19 protein-coding genes and 1 pseudogene are annotated in these 17,202 nt (G+C 46.8%); 4 read left to right on the top strand and 16 right to left on the bottom strand.

The window, feature by feature from the left end:
• Positions 1-6: 6 nt before the first annotated feature.
• The 12 genes from L3Q72_RS21590 to L3Q72_RS21535 all read right to left on the bottom strand — a co-directional run bounded on the left by L3Q72_RS21590 (position 7) and on the right by L3Q72_RS21535 (position 9,039).
• A complete protein-coding gene (locus L3Q72_RS21590; RefSeq protein ID WP_275132620.1) occupies positions 7-999 on the bottom strand; it encodes a hypothetical protein in 993 nt (330 codons plus the stop codon).
• A gap of 115 nt (positions 1,000-1,114) precedes the next feature.
• On the bottom strand, positions 1,115-1,957 hold the full coding sequence (modD, locus tag L3Q72_RS21585; RefSeq protein WP_275132619.1) for a ModD protein: 843 nt from the start codon (positions 1,955-1,957) through the stop codon (positions 1,115-1,117).
• Positions 1,958-1,998: 41 nt separating this feature from the next.
• Positions 1,999-2,412 (bottom strand): PaaI family thioesterase, encoded by a 414-nt coding sequence (locus tag L3Q72_RS21580; protein WP_275132618.1) that lies wholly within the window; start codon positions 2,410-2,412, stop codon positions 1,999-2,001.
• Positions 2,413-2,516: 104 nt separating this feature from the next.
• Entirely contained in the window at positions 2,517-3,431 is a 915-nt protein-coding gene (locus tag L3Q72_RS21575) for an MBL fold metallo-hydrolase (RefSeq protein WP_275132617.1), read from the bottom strand.
• Between the two features lie 16 nt (positions 3,432-3,447).
• The gene (locus tag L3Q72_RS21570) at positions 3,448-3,786 is read right to left on the bottom strand and encodes a NifB/NifX family molybdenum-iron cluster-binding protein (protein ID WP_275132616.1); all 339 of its coding nucleotides are present in this window, start codon (positions 3,784-3,786) and stop codon (positions 3,448-3,450) included.
• A gap of 20 nt (positions 3,787-3,806) precedes the next feature.
• Positions 3,807-4,685, bottom strand: coding sequence for an ATP-binding protein (locus L3Q72_RS21565; protein ID WP_275132615.1), 879 nt, complete (start codon positions 4,683-4,685; stop codon positions 3,807-3,809).
• Positions 4,682-5,527, bottom strand: coding sequence for an ATP-binding protein (locus L3Q72_RS21560; RefSeq protein WP_275132614.1), 846 nt, complete (start codon positions 5,525-5,527; stop codon positions 4,682-4,684). Before L3Q72_RS21560 ends, L3Q72_RS21565 begins: the two co-directional genes overlap by 4 nt.
• The gene (locus tag L3Q72_RS21555; RefSeq protein ID WP_275132613.1) at positions 5,524-6,411 is read right to left on the bottom strand and encodes an ARMT1-like domain-containing protein; all 888 of its coding nucleotides are present in this window, start codon (positions 6,409-6,411) and stop codon (positions 5,524-5,526) included. The genes L3Q72_RS21560 and L3Q72_RS21555 overlap by 4 nt, the downstream gene beginning before the upstream one ends.
• A 2-nt stretch (positions 6,412-6,413) precedes the next feature.
• On the bottom strand, positions 6,414-6,776 hold the full coding sequence (locus tag L3Q72_RS21550) for a NifB/NifX family molybdenum-iron cluster-binding protein (RefSeq protein ID WP_275132612.1): 363 nt from the start codon (positions 6,774-6,776) through the stop codon (positions 6,414-6,416).
• Complete coding sequence (locus tag L3Q72_RS21545; RefSeq protein WP_275132611.1) at positions 6,776-7,051, bottom strand: hypothetical protein; 276 nt, start codon at positions 7,049-7,051, stop codon at positions 6,776-6,778. The genes L3Q72_RS21550 and L3Q72_RS21545 overlap by 1 nt, the downstream gene beginning before the upstream one ends.
• Complete coding sequence (locus L3Q72_RS21540; RefSeq protein ID WP_275132610.1) at positions 7,051-7,473, bottom strand: NifB/NifX family molybdenum-iron cluster-binding protein; 423 nt, start codon at positions 7,471-7,473, stop codon at positions 7,051-7,053. The genes L3Q72_RS21545 and L3Q72_RS21540 overlap by 1 nt, the downstream gene beginning before the upstream one ends.
• Positions 7,474-7,668: 195 nt before the next feature.
• On the bottom strand, positions 7,669-9,039 hold the full coding sequence (locus tag L3Q72_RS21535; protein WP_275132609.1) for a sigma 54-interacting transcriptional regulator: 1,371 nt from the start codon (positions 9,037-9,039) through the stop codon (positions 7,669-7,671).
• Between the two features lie 233 nt (positions 9,040-9,272).
• On the opposite strand from L3Q72_RS21535, the gene L3Q72_RS21530 reads away from it, so the two are divergent.
• Positions 9,273-10,223 carry an NAD(P)H-dependent oxidoreductase gene (locus L3Q72_RS21530; RefSeq protein ID WP_275132608.1) on the top strand — a complete coding sequence of 317 codons (951 nt, stop codon included), beginning with the start codon at positions 9,273-9,275 and terminating at the stop codon, positions 10,221-10,223.
• A 63-nt stretch (positions 10,224-10,286) separates the two neighbouring features.
• On the opposite strand, the gene L3Q72_RS21525 is transcribed toward L3Q72_RS21530, so the two are convergent.
• Positions 10,287-11,780 (bottom strand): alkene reductase, encoded by a 1,494-nt coding sequence (locus tag L3Q72_RS21525; RefSeq protein WP_275132607.1) that lies wholly within the window; start codon positions 11,778-11,780, stop codon positions 10,287-10,289.
• Between the two features lie 244 nt (positions 11,781-12,024).
• Between L3Q72_RS21525 and L3Q72_RS21520 the strand changes: the two genes are divergently transcribed.
• Both L3Q72_RS21520 and L3Q72_RS21515 read left to right on the top strand, forming a co-directional pair.
• Positions 12,025-12,201 carry a hypothetical protein gene (locus tag L3Q72_RS21520; RefSeq protein ID WP_275132606.1) on the top strand — a complete coding sequence of 59 codons (177 nt, stop codon included), beginning with the start codon at positions 12,025-12,027 and terminating at the stop codon, positions 12,199-12,201.
• Between the two features lie 134 nt (positions 12,202-12,335).
• Positions 12,336-13,229 carry a LysR family transcriptional regulator gene (locus L3Q72_RS21515; protein ID WP_275132605.1) on the top strand — a complete coding sequence of 298 codons (894 nt, stop codon included), beginning with the start codon at positions 12,336-12,338 and terminating at the stop codon, positions 13,227-13,229.
• A 27-nt stretch (positions 13,230-13,256) separates the two neighbouring features.
• Here the strand turns inward: L3Q72_RS21515 and L3Q72_RS21510 are convergent, their stop codons facing one another.
• Entirely contained in the window at positions 13,257-14,147 is an 891-nt protein-coding gene (locus L3Q72_RS21510) for a LysR family transcriptional regulator (protein WP_275132604.1), read from the bottom strand.
• Positions 14,148-14,340: 193 nt separating this feature from the next.
• Here L3Q72_RS21510 and L3Q72_RS21505 point away from each other — a divergent pair, with 193 nt between their 5' ends.
• Positions 14,341-14,640: a DUF1330 domain-containing protein gene (locus L3Q72_RS21505; protein ID WP_275132603.1), complete on the top strand. Its 300-nt coding sequence runs from the start codon at positions 14,341-14,343 to the stop codon at positions 14,638-14,640.
• Positions 14,641-15,230: 590 nt separating this feature from the next.
• On the opposite strand, the pseudogene L3Q72_RS21500 reads toward L3Q72_RS21505, so the two are convergent.
• Both L3Q72_RS21500 and L3Q72_RS21495 read right to left on the bottom strand, forming a co-directional pair.
• A pseudogene (locus L3Q72_RS21500) lies at positions 15,231-16,298 on the bottom strand (alkene reductase); the annotation flags it as partial.
• A 28-nt stretch (positions 16,299-16,326) separates the two neighbouring features.
• Positions 16,327-17,196 carry an N-acyl homoserine lactonase family protein gene (locus L3Q72_RS21495; RefSeq protein ID WP_275132602.1) on the bottom strand — a complete coding sequence of 290 codons (870 nt, stop codon included), beginning with the start codon at positions 17,194-17,196 and terminating at the stop codon, positions 16,327-16,329.
• Positions 17,197-17,202 lie beyond the last annotated feature (6 nt).

The following is a 17,202-nucleotide window of genomic DNA, read 5'->3' as shown; positions in this document are numbered from 1 at the left end:
GAGTGCTCAATCAACCATTTGACTTCTTTTTCTGATGTAGTCAGGCAGATCAATTCCCCAGCGCGATAACTGACTCTCGCTGAAAATAGGCTCGCCAATCTTTGATATTCCAATCAAAGGATATTTACCCGTTTCCAGAATGCTGTTAACCATTTTGGCGGCGATTTTCCCATGCTCATAACCGCTAAGCACCAGGCCGCCAATGGTTTTACCGTGACCAATCCGGTGACTCCAGAAGGTGAACAGAGGGATGGGGCTGTTCTCGCTGGCCCATTGCAGGATATAGCCATCGCCAACATTGGGAGCGGCATTTTGTTGCAGCGTTGAAAAGCTTCCGACAAGGATCGCATCGTAATCATCGGCACTCAGTGATTTGATCTTGGACTGCCAGCTATTAAAGCTGCCTGCGATAAATACATCCAAATCAATGCCTTTAAAGGCGACTTTGTTACGCCCTTCCAGAGTTTTATCAAAGAATCCGGTTGACGTTGCCCCGCCATCCATCATCAACAACATGCGCTGGTGCGTCATTGGCAATAACTGAGAGATATAGGCAATATTTTGAAACAGTAAGGGGCGCTCCATTACGCCGCTTATTTTTGCAGGCAGTTTGCCGTCTTTAAAATAGGTTCTCGGATCATGGTTCACACCTAAAAACACTAGCGGAATTCCCGCATCAGTAATACGCTCTCCAAGATACTTAAGCGCATTATCATCCATAGTCAGAACCAGGTCCGGATTGGTGGCTACAATTTCTTTCCAGATAGCGTCCGCTTTCTCAGCGTACAATTCCGTTGAAATACGCTTGGTGTCCATCTCATAAAAGGTAACCTCATGCTCGTCAGAAATATTTTCCACAAAACCCGTGCGATTGGTTTCTGACCATGGATAACCGGCATTGTAGCTATCAACCGCCACAATCGTTTTCGCTGACAGGCTCAAAGCCATGGTCAGGCCAAAACATACAATCACAGTACGGACTAGACGAATAAATAGCATTCAGGCTCCCTTATACTCAATCAGCGCAGAGACTTAACAGAGCCTGCTGAACTTACAACAGACTCTGACATTCGCCTCTTCGACACAATAAGTATAGCTTTGGATCTCCGCTTCGCTATAGCTTATTGATGACCACCTTAATATCCTCAGGACCAGCATAGTACGGCGCTGAAGTAATAAACAGATTAAGGCCGGTTGCTGCAAACCGGGAAATATTATCCCGGTTAACACCACCTGCAAGAGAGAGAACCAAAGGTTTGCCGGACTCTGCCAGCATAGACTTCGCGGTTTCAACATCCTGCAGAGAAAACTTATCAAGCTGAATAATATCCGGACCAATTTCCAGAATTTTAGCCAGATGCTCAAGATCATCGGCTTCAATGGTTACCCGGTTTTCCGGTAGCTTTTTACCAAGTGATGCCAGCTGTGATAAGCCCTGCTCTTCATCCAGCAAACGGGAATGATTAGCAAATACCAGCACAGTTTCACTGGCACCGGCACGGTGGATATGCCCTCCCCCCGCAATTAATGCAGCGGTCGCCAGTTTGCGCGATCCAGGTACACATTTGCGAGTACAGGCAACAACCGCATCCGGGTTAACCTTTACTGCGTTATTTACCATATCCGCCATATACTGAGCCACACCACAGCTCCATTCCATAATCACCTGAGCCACTTTCCAGCCCTGGTGCAAGAGCTCAGCTCGCCCTGTTACTTCAATCAGCAAGGTTCCGCTTTCAACGTCCACACCATCTTCAACCAGAACCTCTGGCTCCAGTCCAAGCTTTCTCAGAACCTGAGCAGCAACTGCAACACCCGCTACACGACCGGCATTTTTTCTCTTAAAGGTCATTCTGGCCGGTACATTGCCGATCCCCATCATTCTTGTTGTCAAATCACCACGATAAACATCTTCGAGAAGAAACGCATCCAGTTCGGCATCGGAAAAGAAAATCATAAAAAATTAACCACGCTTGAATAATAATATTTTTTAACTTGTTATTTAGGCTCTATAAATTTCGCACTGGCACGGGCCAGAGCCTTTTGCCCTGTGCTGATTAATGCTTCCAGCTGATAGATACCTCTTCTCTGACCGGTTAAAGAAGCAGATACAGTAACCTGCTCACCCACTTTAATCGGTTCCATAAAACGTACCACCAGCTCGGCGGTCAGCGCTTTCACCCCCTGAGTAAAAAGGCAGTGTGTCATGGCGGCATCCAGCAGAGTGCTTGTCATGCCTCCGTGCAGTAAACCACTGTATCCCTGATGCCGGGGCGTCACATCAAACAGCGCTCTGACACTTTTTTCACCATCGCTCTCAAAGGAGAGTTGCAATGCATCCGGGTTATTATCCTCATCTCCGCAAACCATACAGTGCGCATGCGCTTGTTTTGCTGTTTTATATCTCTTCATCTCTAAATTACCTGCCTAATACCAATCCCAGCAATTATCTGTTCATCCTTGCTTGTCAAAATCGCTAATAGCTGCGTTAAAATTTTTGTAATTAGATCCACTAGTTACTGCAAATTTTGCCTTGCTCTTAGCGATTTTTCCTGCGCAATCACTGAACAGCTAATTACTGGTATTGGTATAACAAGACCACTACCGCCATCAGAAACCCTTTCTCCAAGCGCATCTTTCAAAGACATGATCGCCTCTTCGCCCGTACAATGAGTGGGAACCACAAATTCCGGCATCCAGTCAGCCAAAGCTGAAATTGTGGAATCCAGACGCTGCGCGCTTGCTCTGTTTAGATGCAGCCCTCCGATGATGCCTGCAATTTTCGGCTCACCTGCAGCTTTACAGATATGCTGCACAGTATTGATCAGCCCTGAATGACAGCAGCCAGTGAGGATAATCAGGCCCTTTTCAGTGCTGAACCAAAGAGAGATATCGTCTTCAATAAGATCCGGTGTCACCTTATCTTTATCCAGATAAAACGGCCCGCCGGTATCTTCAAGCGGATGCTCTCTTGGTATCGAGCCGGAAAAGCCAACACCGGGAAAAATCCCGGAGGCATCAGACCAGAGCACGACTCTTTCCGGCGCAAGAGCTTCAATGGCAAACCGGTGTTTTTCCGGCATGGCGATTTGTCTTGGCGCCTTGTCCGGATAAATACTGTAACGCCTTTGCATCAGCGCCTGCGGGTGGCAAATCACCTTTAACTTAGTATTCACTTCCAAAAGCTGGCTGACTGCCCCCGTATGATCATAGTGCCCATGACTGAGCACCAGATAATCCACCTTTGTCAGGTCACACCCCATGGCCTGCGCATTCGAAAACAGGATGCCATTGCCTTCGGTATTCTGCCCGGTATCGAATAAGATAATTTTGTCATCGCACTCAACCCAGACAGCAAATCCATGCTCGGTCGGCAGCCCTTCTTTGCTGGTGTTATCAACAAGAATTCGAAATGTAAGTTGCTTTACCACGGGAGCTTCCTTTTAATTAGTGATCACACACATTGGCACCAGATACCAGAGTTCCGCCCATGTAGGCTTTCACCAGAGCTTCCGGTGTTTCGGCAGGTGCGCCAACAATAACTTTTATTGATTGCTGATCAAACAACTGCTTCGCTTTCTGTCCCATACCACCGGTAATGACCAGATCCACTTCTCTCTCACCAAGCCAGCGCGGCAGTAGGCCCGGCTCATGCGGGGGAGCATCTATATCATTTCTGTTAGTGATATGTTTTGTTTCCTGATCCACATCTAAAATCGCAAAGCTCTTACAGTGACCAAAGTGAAGATTAAGTAAGCCGTTCGCAACTGGTATTGCTATTTTCATTCTGTTTATCCTTTTTCAGATTATTCACAAGTTATCTTTAAAACTTTTTTCCATATATTCCGGATCTGCTCTGCAATCTGGCTATCGCCCATCTCGATTACGCTTTTCCCCGCAACCTGAGCCTGAGTGACCAGCTTGTCGTAACCTATCCGGCCAAGCGTATAGGCGCCAAAGCTCTCTCCCAGCGCCTCTATCTGCTCAGTAAGTTCAGGGTTGATATCCCACTTGTTCACGCACAAAGAAGCTGGCAGGCCAAAATGTTTTGCCAGTTTCAGTACCCGCTCAATATCGTGCTTACCGGACTGAGTCGGCTCAGTGACAAGCACCAGATGATCCGCTCCGGTAATGGAAGCAATCACAGGACAGCCAATTCCCGGAGGGCCATCCACCAAAAGCAGTTTGGCATCCGCTTCCGTGGCCACCTTTCTTGCTTCATTTCTGACCAGGCTGACAAGCTTTCCTGAATTTTCAGCGGCAATACCTAAGTGAGCGTGAACCATTGGTCCAAACCGCGTCTCGGACTGATACCACTCACCACACTCCCGCTCCGGAAAATCGATGCAGTTATCACGACAGAAATAGACACAAACGCCGCAACCTTCACAGGCTGTCGGATCAATGCTGTAGGTGTCTTTTTCTTCATCGTGAATAACGGCATCAAACCGGCAATACTCTTTGCACAGATTGCAGGAAGAGCACTCTTCCTGACGGATAAACGCCTCGTTACCGCTGGTAAAAATGCTTTTCTTTTTCACATCAGGATTCAGAACCAGATGCAGATCTGCCGCATCCACATCGCAATCAGCCAGAACCGCCTGCTCTGCCAGTGCCGCAAAGGATGCTGTCAGGCTGGTTTTTCCTGTTCCGCCTTTACCGCTAAGAACCACTATCTCTTTCATTCTGCCTCCCCCACTTTTAGCTCAATCGCAGACAACATCTGTCTGAGCTCAGGTTTGAGTTCAGGAAGTGCTGAGATCAGTGTTTCACCACGGGAGTAAGCTTTCGCCACCTCGCGCTCTTCAGGAATACGCAGCATGACTTCAATGCCTTGTTCTGCGCAGTACGCGTCCACGCAGTTATCTGCTTCATCAAAACGGTTGATGATCACTGCAAATGGCCTTTGCAGTTCACGAACGGTTTCAACGGCAATTTTCAGATCGTGCAAACCAAAAGGTGTCGGCTCAGTTACCAGTAATACAAAGTCCGCATCCCTGACTGTCACCACCATTGAGCATGAAGTCCCCGGTGGCGAGTCGATAATGGAAAGACCGCTCCGCGGAATTTGCTCTTTTACCGCCCGGATAACCGGTGTGGCCATGGCAATGCCCACATCCAGCAAGCCTTCCGTAAAGTGAACTAAACCTGTTTTTCCCATGGAAAGCGTACCCACAGGGTGCGCAATTTCCGTCAGCGCATCATCCGGGCAGACTCTGGTACAGCCGCCGCAGCTATGGCACAGCTCCGGGAAAACAATGGCATACTCGCCCTGAGAGACAATGGCGTTAAACTGGCAGATTTCAGAACAATCGCCGCAACCACTGCACAGCTCGCGATTCACCGACGGAACCTGAACAGAAACCGTTTCGTCCGACTCAATTTTCGGGTGAAGAAACAGCTTCCCGTTTGGCTCCTCAACATCACAGTCGAAGTAGTAGGCTTCACGATCTGCTGCCAGAGCAAGTGCAACGGAAAGCGTGGTTTTCCCCGTTCCTCCCTTACCGGAAGCAATGGCTATTTTCATACGCTTTCTCCTGTACTCTTTGCCAGCTCCGTTGTGGTGGTTACTATCCAGTCTCCGACCTCGTAGTCGTAGGCTCTGGCGATCACCGCGCACTTAATCTGAGTCAGGAAGAAGATCTCCCGGTCAGCCGTATTCAGCGTTTCAAAGTTGGCCTGCCCTTTGGCAATAACAACATCAGCAGAATCATAAACCGCCCGGAATGAAGGTGAGCACTGATCTAATACCGTACCCGGAGCATCCGTACCGTTATCAATCACGCTTGCAAGCTGGTCTATTCCTGCCTCTGTGGCATCTGCGGCCACTGCATCATTGATGACAGGCGAGCCTTTAACGGCATAGGTTACCTTCAGATGCGGCGGCAGCTGCTCTATCAGGAAGCGGTCAAAGACTGTCTCACCGGCGTTGTCAGCCAGAATCAATACATTCTCTGCTTTTTCCAGTTTCTGCTTCAGTTGCTCCACCATACCGGTATCAACCGGGTGCTTACTGGCTTTATCAAAGGAATCTATGATGCGGTTATCGTCCCAGACCGAAAGCAGTGCAAAATCCAGGATATTCCCGGCAATGGCAAAACGCAGCGCCAGCTCAAAGGGATTCTCTGACAGTTCCAGCAGATTACTCACCTGAGGAACCAGAGATAACGCCATTTGATTCGAGTCTTTCTTTATCTGAAGATAAGGATCGTCACAGCCAACTTCCTCCCGGAGAATACGGTGAATTTTCTGCCCCATTTCCGGCGGGGAAAGGCTCATATCGAAATCGGCCACACTGCGCGAGATACGGCGCAGCGCCTCTCCAAGTAACTGCTCGTCATTCGTGATCCGGCGACCGGCTTCCAGAGCCTGACGCATAAAGCACGGGATACAATCGAGACTACTTCTCATCCTTAGCTCCAGTGTGATTCGACAGTCGCACCGTTAATTTCTTTCAGAGCACCACCGTTAAACTGCTCCACACACTCTTGCAGAGAGACAGCTTCAGTACTGAAAATTTTAATACCCGCGCTCTGCAACACTTTAAATGCTTTAGGCCCGCAGTTACCTGTGATCAGGCACTTGGCACCGGTGGAAATAATATTCTGAGCAGCCTGAATACCGGCTCCCTGAGCAGCGTTCAGGTTCTGGTTATTATCAACAAACTCACAGCTTTGCTGCTCTGTATCGTAGATAAGAAAGCCCGGCGCACGGCCAAAGCGCTTATCCAGTTCACCATCCAGTGTTTCTGAAGATGTTGTCAGTACAATTTTCATTATGCTCTTCCTCTGCCAAAGCCACGCGTTCCGCATCTTTCCTGATTTCTGCCACCGGCGTGTTTTCTGCCGCAGCCACGCCCTCTTCCGGCGCCTTGTCTCCGGCCACAGCCTCTGCTGTCGTCTGCCGCCATACTTCTGCCCATTCCACGGCCCTGCCTTATACGCATGCCCTGAAATTCACCCTTATCCTGCTGTTGATTTTCAGCCATGTTCATCCCACGGCCAGTTTTAGGTCCGTTACCCATTGGGCCGGTTCCGTCACGTCCAGGCATCATTGCCTCCTGTTTTTCTGATTAAATCTTCCTCGCGGAAAATCACTACATCTGCAACCATTTCCTCTGCCTTTCCGGCCTCGCCCTCTGCCGCAACCCGGCATAGCGAATGTTTCCTGATCCAGGCGCTCCCCCATCCAGGCATTAACCAGTTGATTAATTTCACCCAAGCAGAAGGGGTAAACCTTGATTCCCTGCGCTTCTACCGCGCATTGCAAAGATCTGGAAATGGCACCACACACCAGCAAATCGACGTTTTGATTTTCAAGAAAGGCCAGCTTTTCCATCACCGAATCTACCGGTAAGGCAAAAGTTTCCTGACGCACTACCTGATTCTGATCGGACTCCACAAGCAGAGCCTGTCCTGCGACATCAAACACAGGTGATATCCGGTCATTCCAGGTAGTAAATGCTGCTTTCATACAAAATGCTCCATACTGATATGATTCAGATAGAGCAATTGGCGTTCCAGTTTTTTAAGGGAAGGAAAATTAGATTTAATTGATTGTTTTTAGAGACAATTTAAAGATAAGAATTAAAACCAGACACTCCTGACGATTGCATACTTGCAATCATTATAGTTTCATATGATTGCAACAAAGAAACCATTACTGCAACTATCGGTTGCGACCATTCTGCTCAGGGAACGGGATCTGCAACGACTTCATTTTTCGGTACAGCGTTGTTTTGTGGATACCCAGCTCTCTGGCCGTTGCGGCTCTGTTGAACTTATTCCTTTTAAGCGCGGTTTCAATGGATTGTCTTTCCGCAACCTGGCGCGCAGAGCCGATATTTTCATGCTCTGTTTCATGTACAACCGATCCGCCAAACTCAGACGGCAGGTGCGCCGGACTGATAGAACCGCCGGCGCAAAGCACAAAGGCCCGCTCAATCACATTTTCCAGCTCACGGACATTGCCCGGCCAGTCATGGGCCATCAGAAAACCGAGCGCTTCAGGGGATATCCCCTGCACATCTCTGCTCTGAAGGTGATTAAAGTTTCTGACAAACTGATCAACCAGCAGCGGAATATCTTCCTTGCGGGCTCTTAACGGCGGAAGTTTCAGGTCAACAACATGGATCCGGTAGTAAAGATCCTGCCGGAACTCTCCCTCTGCAACCATACGGGTAAGGTCTTTATGAGTGGCGGTGATGATTCGTACATCACTTTTTTCAGAATGAACCGCCCCAAGCGGCTCATAGGTATGCTCCTGAAGCACACGCAGCAGACGGACCTGAAGTGCCGGGCTGATCTCACCTATCTCATCCAGGAAAAGGGTTCCGCCTTCTGCCAGAGCAAAGCGGCCCGGCTTATCCTGAGTCGCCCCGGTAAAGGCCCCTTTTTTATAGCCAAAGAGTTCTGACTCAAGCAGATTATCGGGCAGAGCACCACAGTTAATGGCAATAAAAGGCTTATCTGCACGCGGACCCATATCGTGGATGGCTCTGGCAAGAAGCTCTTTACCTGTACCGGTTTCGCCCTGAATCAGAATATTACTGGTACTGGCAGAAACCGCAGGCAGCAGCTCAAACAGGTTGCGCATTATCGGGCTGTGGCTGACAAAACCTCCCGCCTGAGAGCGGCCTTTCAGCGCATTTCTCAGCGCTTCCACTTCACTGAGATCCCGGAATGTTTCAGCGCCGCCAATCACCTCACCTTCCGCGTTTTTCAGAACGGCAGTCGATACCGAAACCGGGATCCGCTCCCCTTCGGCATCTATGATGTAGCAGGATTTATTTACGATGGGGTTGGTGCTGTTTAAGGTATGGCGCAAAGCACAGTCAGCCTCACACATACTGGATTTGAATACTTCAGAGCAAAGCCTTCCCAGTGCTTCTTCCCGAGGTATACCGGTAATCTCTTCCGCTGCCCGGTTAAAGAAGCTGATTTTCCACTGGTTATCTACCGTAAACACGCCATCTGAAATACTCTCCAGAATGGAATCGGTAAATTCAGTCAGACAGAGGTTTTGGCTTTGCTCTTCCATCGCTTAATCATTCAATACAGGTAATGTGCATCGGATGATAATAGCATTATATGCAGGAGAGGAATAAAGATACCTGCTTATTTTGACAAATATCAACAACGCCCTTCTTTATCTGTAACTAATGATTGAATCAGTTCCAACCAGGATCCGACTACTTGAATTTTTCTCAGCAGCCATAATATCGGGCAGTTATTTTCCGCAATTTTAATTCCATAGATTAAGGTAAGTTAATTATGAAGAAAGCTACCGTTATTCTTGCTCACCCAAGATTTGAGCAGTCTTATGCGAACAAAGAGATCATCCGTCAGCTGGATATACAGATGCCTAACGCAGAAATACGTGACATTGCTAAGCTGTATCCGGACTTCCAGATTGACGTAAAAGCAGAGCAGAAGGCACTGCTAGATTCTGACGTTATTGTGTTTCAGTTCCCATGGTGGTGGTACAGCTCACCAGCTATCCTGAAGCACTACATGGATGAGGTTCTTGAGTTTGGCTGGGCATATGGTCCAAACGGCAACGCTCTTGTGGGTAAACACCTGATTGTTTCAACAACCGCTGGCGGTGGCGACTCCTTCTACAAGCCAGGCGGTGCTAACCATTTCTACATTGACAGCCTGCTTGCACCTTTTGAAGAAACAGCGCTGAAAACCCGTATGATCTGGCACCGCGCAGTACGAAGCCACGATATGGCCTATGTACCGGGTATCTATCACAGTGAAAAATCGGTAAAAGCACGTGCGAAAAATCATGCCGATGAGCTTATCGGCGTAGTTAAAGGCATCGTAGAGTTTTCAGAAGAGGAATACATCAAAGAGTTCCTGCTAAATGACTGGTTCCCGGCATCTGATGATCTGGAAGAGAACGGTCATTTCACCGCTCACTTTACACTGACAACTCACTTCGACTTTGACGGCAAAGTTTACAAAGCGCACGAAGGCTTTGTTGAGTGGATGGAAGGTCTGCGTAAGGTGTTAAAACCCGGCACTGTTAAACATACAGTGTCAGATTTAACCGTTCAAAAAGGCACTAAGTCAGCGCATAAAGCAGTGATGACGCTAAACGTTAAGGCCGAGACACTGGATGGTCAGGAGATTAATGTGACGACAAACGAAGAGTGGTCAATGGATCTGACAAATGATCGCAAGGTTATTATTACTGAGCGAATTTCCAGAAAAATCTGAGTGTACAGACGCATATACTATCTGTCGGTTTGGCAATGTATTTTTGCCAAACCGACAGAGATTCTACGCAGCTTCAATCAGGTACTGGTTAATTTTCCAGGAACCTGGCTTTTCCCCCGGCTTCAGCACAAAGCGGATGCGGCCTTTTACTTCTATCTGAGTTAGTGGCTCAGGCTTTTGATGAGCTGTAAAAGTAACATCACAAGCAGCCTCTATGCTGTCGTTTGCTTTTCTGGTCATCATAAAGTTTTCGACCTTATGAGCGCTATTGATGAAGACCTCACTCGTTTCAGCATAAAACTGTTGATACTCCTGCTCAGTACGAATTTTTCGATCCGGAGAGCTCATCAGAAAACCATCCCATTCGAAGTCTTCTTCAAACGCTTCTGCCGCTTCACGCGCATCAAACTTGCGGTAGTAATCCAGAATAAAGGCTTCAGCCTGCTGTTTGGCCGGGTCGGTTGCAAACACATCAGGATCAACCACCGGATAATCGATAATGCCTTCTTCTGCGCCGCCGTAATATGATTCTCGATGACCTTCATTAAGTTCCAGATCGTTTTTAAAACGATACACCAGATCAGGGTTAGCAATGTAAGGTTCGCCAAAAGCCACCATGTCAATCAGGCCGGTATCCAACATTTCCTGCGCTGACTCTTTGGTGTAGCGACCTGCGATAATTACTTTACCGCTGAAGTTATCACGTACCTGCTGGCGGAAAGATAAAGGCACCTCTCTGAAGTTCATTACATTCTCTGAGAAGTGCACATAAGCGATTCCCAGAGGTTCAATCGCTTCCAGGAACTTGATTGCGGTTAACGGCATATCCAGATCATCAGCCGGATGATCAATCGTCAGATAAGGAGAAAGACGAATTGACGTTTTATCCGCGCCAATGGCATTAGCAACCGCCGTTACCACTTCAACAGCAAAGCGGATCCGGTTCTCATCACTACCGCCGTACTCATCGGTGCGTTTATTGGTAGCCTTATGCATAAACTGCTCAATCAGATAGCCATTTGCACCATGAAGCTCAATCCCGTCAAAGCCAGCTTTAATTGCATTTTCAGCCGCAATCACATACTGCTGAATAACTTCTTTGATATCGCCCTGAGTCATTTCCCGCGGCACTTCGGTTTTCAGGAAACCATAACCACCTTCCGGCAGAGGACCAAACGCAGGACTTACCCCTTCAGTCGGAGAAGATGAAATTGGCAATTCTCCACCTGTAATAGCTTTATGCGAAGTACGGCCTACATGCCAGATCTGAGCGAAAATTGCACCGCCAAGATCATGCACCTCTTTAGTTACTGGCTTCCATGATTCAACCTGCTCATCCGTATACAGACCCGGTGTGAAAGAAAAACCACGACCCAGCGTTGAGATCGGAATACCCTCAGAGATAAGCAGACCAGAGCTTGCACGCTGACGATAATATTCACGCATCATATCATTTGCCAGATCACCTGGCTGTGTTGCCCGTGAACGAGTCATTGGTGCCATCGCAATGCGATTTCTCAGGTCTAACTGACCCATTTTCAGGTTACTAAAAAGCATTTTTTATTCCTTGCCAGTTTATTGTCATATGCTGACATCATAAATTGGCGTTGAGATGAGAAAAATGCTGATAAAAACAATTAACTCTTGTTGATTTTTACAATAATGAGTTGGTTAAATGAGATAGGTTCTTCGGTACAAAAAAGCCATGTTCCGAGGTTTCAGTTTGATCACAGGTTACAAAGCTCGTCCACTAAACACACATACAGCCATCGAGATTTACAGTGAACTAACGGAAAAATACATGGATGTTCGCAAAGTATCTTTTAAATCCAGACAAGCAGCTATTTCAACACTTAAGTCATTGGAAAAAGTTGGAATCTTAGAGTCGAAAGCGGTCGGTCGTGAAACCTTGTTTATCAACAAACGCCTACTAGACCTGATGTCTTACGATGCGAATGATTTTATGCCATTTGCGTAGACAGGACATACTTTCTAAAAACCACTGCATAAAGTCACTAAGGCGAACGGCAAGGTACTAATGAGAAGATCACTTACGGGTGCCAGTTCCTGATATGATTCTCATCTGCCACGGTTCGGAATTAGGAGATATCAATGAACGAAAGCAGACACTTACTTGTATTTCTGGATGTTGTTGATCAGGGCAGCTTTGTAAATGCGGCCAAACTACGCAATACAGACCCCGGCAGAGTAACCAAACAAATTAAGGCACTGGAAAGTGAACTGGGTGCCGTATTGCTTAACCGATCGACCCGTTCAATGTCTCTCACGGAAGTAGGTGAAAAAGTCTATGCCAAAGCGAGGCAGATTAAGGCTTTAATGGATGAAGTCAGCGATATCCCAAAAGACTATCAACAGAAGGTGCAGGGTGTGGTTAAGGTTACCTCGCCCGTTTTTATCGGCCGTAAGTATGTGGAGCCGGCGATACGTGCAATACAGGCTCAGTATCCAGATGTGGTATTTGAACTGGAGATCACCGACGGCCACACAGATATTATTAAAGAAGGCTACGATGTTGCGATCCGCCAGTGGGAACCTAAAGACTCTAACCTTATCGCAGTAAAGCTCAGAGACGTCAGCTTTAAACTGGTTGCCAGCCCGGCCTTTATTCAAAAGCATGGCAAGCCTGAGTCAGTAAAAGATCTTGAGACGCTCCCCGCTTCCCTTTATCGCAGAAAAAATTTGTACCGGAATAAACTGCAGTATTTTAACCATGAGCAGGAACTGGTTGCAGAAAGCTTAAACGGGAACTTTATCGTTAACGATGCAGATCTGATTATGCGGGCAACATTGGCGGGCAACGCATTTGCTCAGGTTGCCGATTATATGGCTGATGAATATCTGAATTCAGGTGAGCTGATCCAACTGTTACCAGACTTATCACTGCCACCAGAGCTGTCCGTCTACGCCGTTTACCCTCACCGCGGGGCAACAAAAGGAACGAAGCTGCTTATCGAGCAGCTTAAGCAGTCGTTGGTCGAAAATTAGGTACCTGTCAGGTATTTCAAAACAGATTTAGCTACTAAGCCGGTCCACAATAAAATCGATAAACAAGCGGATACGTTTCGGTAAGTTCTCCCGTGAAGAGTAGTAGATCCAGACCGGTTTTGGTTCAATCCAGGAAGATTCTAAAACGGGTACAACATCTCCCCTCTCCAGATCTTTTTCCACATGCCAACGGCCCATGTAGGCAAGGCCAAGATTCTGCTGCATCGCTATTTTAGCGGCGCTTATATTGGAGATGCTCAGATTTCCTCTGGGGATAAACTGAATATGTTCACCAGCGGGGTCCATCAGGGGCCAGGAAAATTTCCGTCCTGAAGAGAGTGGTCTGTAGGTGATACAGTTGTGCTCCGATAACTCCTCAATTGACTGAGGTAGCCCGGATAATTCCTGGTAATCTCTACTGGCAAAAATACCTCCCTGCATCAGATACAGCGGACGGGCTACCAACCGGCTATCCTCGTTTATCTGGTTACCCACACCGACATCAAAGCCTTCTTCAATAATATCCAGCACCTGATCGTCAAACACCAAATCCAACTGAATGTCCGGGTAAAGCTGAAGAAACTCGGGGATATGCGGCATAATAAATTCACGGCCAAAGCTGTCTGGCAAATTTATCCGTATTTTCCCGGCAGGATTTCTGTTCTGCTCAGCCAGACCGTCGATACTGTTTTCAATCTCAGACAGCAACGGAGATACCTGCTGATACAGAGTTGCACCATCTTCAGTAAGAGAAAACTGTCTGGTATTGCGGTGGAATAGCCTTACACCTGTCTGCTTTTCAAGTACCGCAACCCCCTTACTGACTGCAGCAGCAGAGATCCCTAACCTTCTTCCGGCGGCAGAAAAACTGCCTTCTTGGGCGGCAACAATAAAGAGTGGTAGTTGTGAAGGGATCATACTGGCCTCGATAATCGCTGGTTATGCACACTTATACTAGCCTAAAACATGCCGTCACTTTTTCAACTTTTAGTTATAACTGATTTAACCTATTATCATCTACCGGTTACAACTCAAAAGCGTAATATGCACCATTTCATTGGTATCGAAGAAACCTTGTCTGCACTAAATTCATAAATCTAAGGAGAAGTATATGCAACCAACTTATGTTTACATTCAATTTAAAATCAAAGACATGCAGGCATTCAAGCGCTACACAGAGCAGGTGTCTGAAACCACCAAAATCTATGGTGGTAAAACTATCGCGGTAAATAAGGCTCCATCAGCGATTCATGGTGAAGTAGGCGCAGATGTCTGTGTTATTCAGGAGTGGCCTTCCCTTGAAGCGACACAGACCTGGCATGACTCTCCTGAATATGCACCGGTTAAAAAGCTGCGTGACGAAGAAGCAATGAGTGACCTGAAGATCATACCAATTCCTGCATTAGGATAATTTCTATATTTATTCTTAATAGAAAGTCCTAATGTCAGGGTAGAGCTAGGCCGAAACTAATTCACTGTAATCAATCCTTCAAATATCACTCTTATGTCATAACAAAAAGGCCAGGTAAAACATTACGTTTCACCTGGCCTAAGGTATCTGAAGGGTACACTCTGTTACTTAGCTTCAACCAAATATTGATTAATTTTCCAAGCGCCTGGTTGTGAACCTTGCTTTAATACAAAACGAACACGACCTTTTACTTCAATCTCGGTTACCGGCTCTGGATTTTGTTGTGCTGTGAACGTAACATCACACGCCGCTTCTATGCTGTCTTTAGTTTTTCTGGTCAGCATAAAGTTTTCAACCTTGTGAGCACTTTTAGTAAAGACTTCACTGGTTTCAGAGTAAAACTGCTGGTACTCCGATTCTGTGCGAATTTCCCGATCCGGTGTGCTCATCAGGAAGCCATCCCAGTCGAAATCTTCCGTAAATGCTTCTGCGATTTCACGCGCATCAAACTTGCGGTAGTAGTTGAGGATAAAATCTTCTGCTTGCACCTTAGCCGGATCAGTTGCAAATACTTCAGGATCAACCACCGAGTAATCAATAAGTCCTTCTTCTGCTCCACCGTAATATGACTCACGATGACCTTCGCTTAGCTCTATATCGTGCTTAAAGCGATATACTAAATCAGGGTTAGCAATATATGGTTCGCCAAAAGCAACCAAATCAACCAGACCAGTATCCAACATCTCTTGCGCTGATTCTTTCGTGTAGCGACCAGCAATGATAACTTTACCGCTGAATACATCACGTACCAGTTTACGGAAGCTTAATGGAACTTCTCTAAAGTTCATGACGTTTTCTGAGAAGTGAACATAGGCAATGCCTAGTGGCTCGATTGCTTCAAGAAATTTGATCACAGTAGATGGCATATCTAAATCATCTGCCGGATGGTCAATAGTCAAGTAAGGAGAGAGACGGATCGCGGTTTTATCGGCACCTATCGCATTTACCACGGCTGTGACTGCCTCAACAGCAAAGCGAATGCGGTTTTCATCGCTACCACCGTACTCATCGGTACGTTTGTTAGTTGCCTTGTGCATGAACTGTTCAATCAGATAACCATTGGCACCGTGGAACTCAATACCATCAAAGCCAGCTTTTATTGCATTTTTTGCTGCTACCACGTACTGCTGGATAACTTCTTTGATATCCCCGTGAGTCATCTCGCGAGGCACCTCAGTTTTTAGAAAGCCGTAACCACCTTCCGGCAAAGGTCCAAATGCCGGACTTACACCCTCTGTTGGTGAAGAAGAGATTGGCAACTCACCACCAGTAATCGCTTTATGTGATGTGCGACCAACATGCCATAGTTGAGCAAAGATAGCTCCGCCTAATTCATGTACATCCTTTGTCACTGGCTTCCAGGATTCAACCTGTTCATCAGTATATAAGCCAGGAGTGAAAGAAAACCCACGACCCAGAGTCGAAATTGGGATACCTTCAGAAATTAATAGGCCGGAGCTTGCGCGCTGACGGTAGTATTCACGCATCATATCGTTCGCCAGATCACCAGGTTGGGTTGCACGAGAGCGTGTCATTGGTGCCATTGCGACACGATTTCTCAGGTCTAACTGACCCATTTTGAGGTTATTAAAAAGCATCTTTTATTCCTTATTTCATAGAATATCGTCAGTCCAGATATGCCGGGAAGTCCGGCAAGAGATGTTCTGGACTAACTTCGTGTTGAATAATCAGTTTTGCACCAGTGTTCGATAACACTTCCTCCATTCGCTCAAATGAAGCTAATGTATCTGAGCGACTGGAGTTAAAATCGGGTAACTGGGTTTTTAATCGGTTGGCGTTGGAGTGCCACAAGTCACCAGCGAGGATAACTGGCCCTGCCTCTTTAAGATTTACCAGCAATGCCATATGGCCAGGGGTATGACCTGGAAGAAAAATAGACTTGAGAGCACCGTCGGAAAAAATGTCTTCGTCACGATGCAATAGCCGTACGTTATCTTTGCCCCCTCCAGAGATAAACCAAGAGAGTAGTTCTGGAGCGAGATGATTGCGCTGCGCAGCTTTTTCATTCAATAAGACTTCATACTCTTCTTCCTGAATAATCAATATGGCATTCTTAAACAGATTGGTATTTCCGGTATGATCCATATTGGTATGGGACAGAATTACATAATCGATATCACCAGGAGTAAGCTCGAGTTCATTAAGTTGCTCCGGCAAAGTTTTATTCATCCACATTTTCCAAAAGCCGTACTGAACACCATCTTTCTTTTCTGCAATGTAGCCGGGTAGACCGGTATCCCAGAGCACCCAGTTTTCACCATGTTTAATCAGATAAGCAGGATTTTTCATTTGCATCGAGCTTCCGGAAAAACTGTCGGTGTCTGAAAGCAAGTTATTATTCCCAAGAATTAATGAACCGCCATCCAACTCGTATAGACGGAGCTCATTGTCCTGCTCTGCAGCTGTGACACAAGAAAACATCGATACTGCTATTGCACTAGCTAGTGCTAGTTTGCTGAATGTTTGTCGCACCATATTAGA

The sequence above is a fragment of the Vibrio sp. JC009 genome, assembly GCF_029016485.1.
Classification (GTDB): domain Bacteria; phylum Pseudomonadota; class Gammaproteobacteria; order Enterobacterales; family Vibrionaceae; genus Vibrio.
Note: the sequence above shows the minus strand (reverse complement) of the source record. Positions and strands in the feature narration are given on the sequence as shown.

Excerpts from the sequence above, each read along its gene's own strand:
- L3Q72_RS21565 (WP_275132615.1), bottom strand. The coding sequence starts at position 4,685 with ATGAAAGAGATAGTGGTTCTTAGCGGTAAAGGCGGAACAGGAAAAACC.
- modD (WP_275132619.1), bottom strand. The coding sequence starts at position 1,957 with ATGATTTTCTTTTCCGATGCCGAACTGGATGCGTTTCTTCTCGAAGAT.
- L3Q72_RS21510 (WP_275132604.1), bottom strand. The coding sequence starts at position 14,147 with ATGATCCCTTCACAACTACCACTCTTTATTGTTGCCGCCCAAGAAGGC.
- L3Q72_RS21570 (WP_275132616.1), bottom strand. The coding sequence starts at position 3,786 with ATGAAAATAGCAATACCAGTTGCGAACGGCTTACTTAATCTTCACTTT.
- L3Q72_RS21530 (WP_275132608.1), top strand. The coding sequence starts at position 9,273 with ATGAAGAAAGCTACCGTTATTCTTGCTCACCCAAGATTTGAGCAGTCT.
- L3Q72_RS21555 (WP_275132613.1), bottom strand. The coding sequence starts at position 6,411 with ATGAGAAGTAGTCTCGATTGTATCCCGTGCTTTATGCGTCAGGCTCTG.
- L3Q72_RS21535 (WP_275132609.1), bottom strand. The coding sequence starts at position 9,039 with ATGGAAGAGCAAAGCCAAAACCTCTGTCTGACTGAATTTACCGATTCC.
- L3Q72_RS21495 (WP_275132602.1), bottom strand. The coding sequence starts at position 17,196 with ATGGTGCGACAAACATTCAGCAAACTAGCACTAGCTAGTGCAATAGCA.
- L3Q72_RS21520 (WP_275132606.1), top strand. The coding sequence starts at position 12,025 with ATGGATGTTCGCAAAGTATCTTTTAAATCCAGACAAGCAGCTATTTCA.
- L3Q72_RS21590 (WP_275132620.1), bottom strand. The coding sequence starts at position 999 with ATGCTATTTATTCGTCTAGTCCGTACTGTGATTGTATGTTTTGGCCTG.
- L3Q72_RS21540 (WP_275132610.1), bottom strand. The coding sequence starts at position 7,473 with ATGAAAGCAGCATTTACTACCTGGAATGACCGGATATCACCTGTGTTT.
- L3Q72_RS21505 (WP_275132603.1), top strand. The coding sequence starts at position 14,341 with ATGCAACCAACTTATGTTTACATTCAATTTAAAATCAAAGACATGCAG.
- L3Q72_RS21545 (WP_275132611.1), bottom strand. The coding sequence starts at position 7,051 with ATGCCTGGACGTGACGGAACCGGCCCAATGGGTAACGGACCTAAAACT.
- L3Q72_RS21550 (WP_275132612.1), bottom strand. The coding sequence starts at position 6,776 with ATGAAAATTGTACTGACAACATCTTCAGAAACACTGGATGGTGAACTG.
- L3Q72_RS21580 (WP_275132618.1), bottom strand. The coding sequence starts at position 2,412 with ATGAAGAGATATAAAACAGCAAAACAAGCGCATGCGCACTGTATGGTT.
- L3Q72_RS21515 (WP_275132605.1), top strand. The coding sequence starts at position 12,336 with ATGAACGAAAGCAGACACTTACTTGTATTTCTGGATGTTGTTGATCAG.
- L3Q72_RS21525 (WP_275132607.1), bottom strand. The coding sequence starts at position 11,780 with ATGCTTTTTAGTAACCTGAAAATGGGTCAGTTAGACCTGAGAAATCGC.
- L3Q72_RS21560 (WP_275132614.1), bottom strand. The coding sequence starts at position 5,527 with ATGAAAATAGCCATTGCTTCCGGTAAGGGAGGAACGGGGAAAACCACG.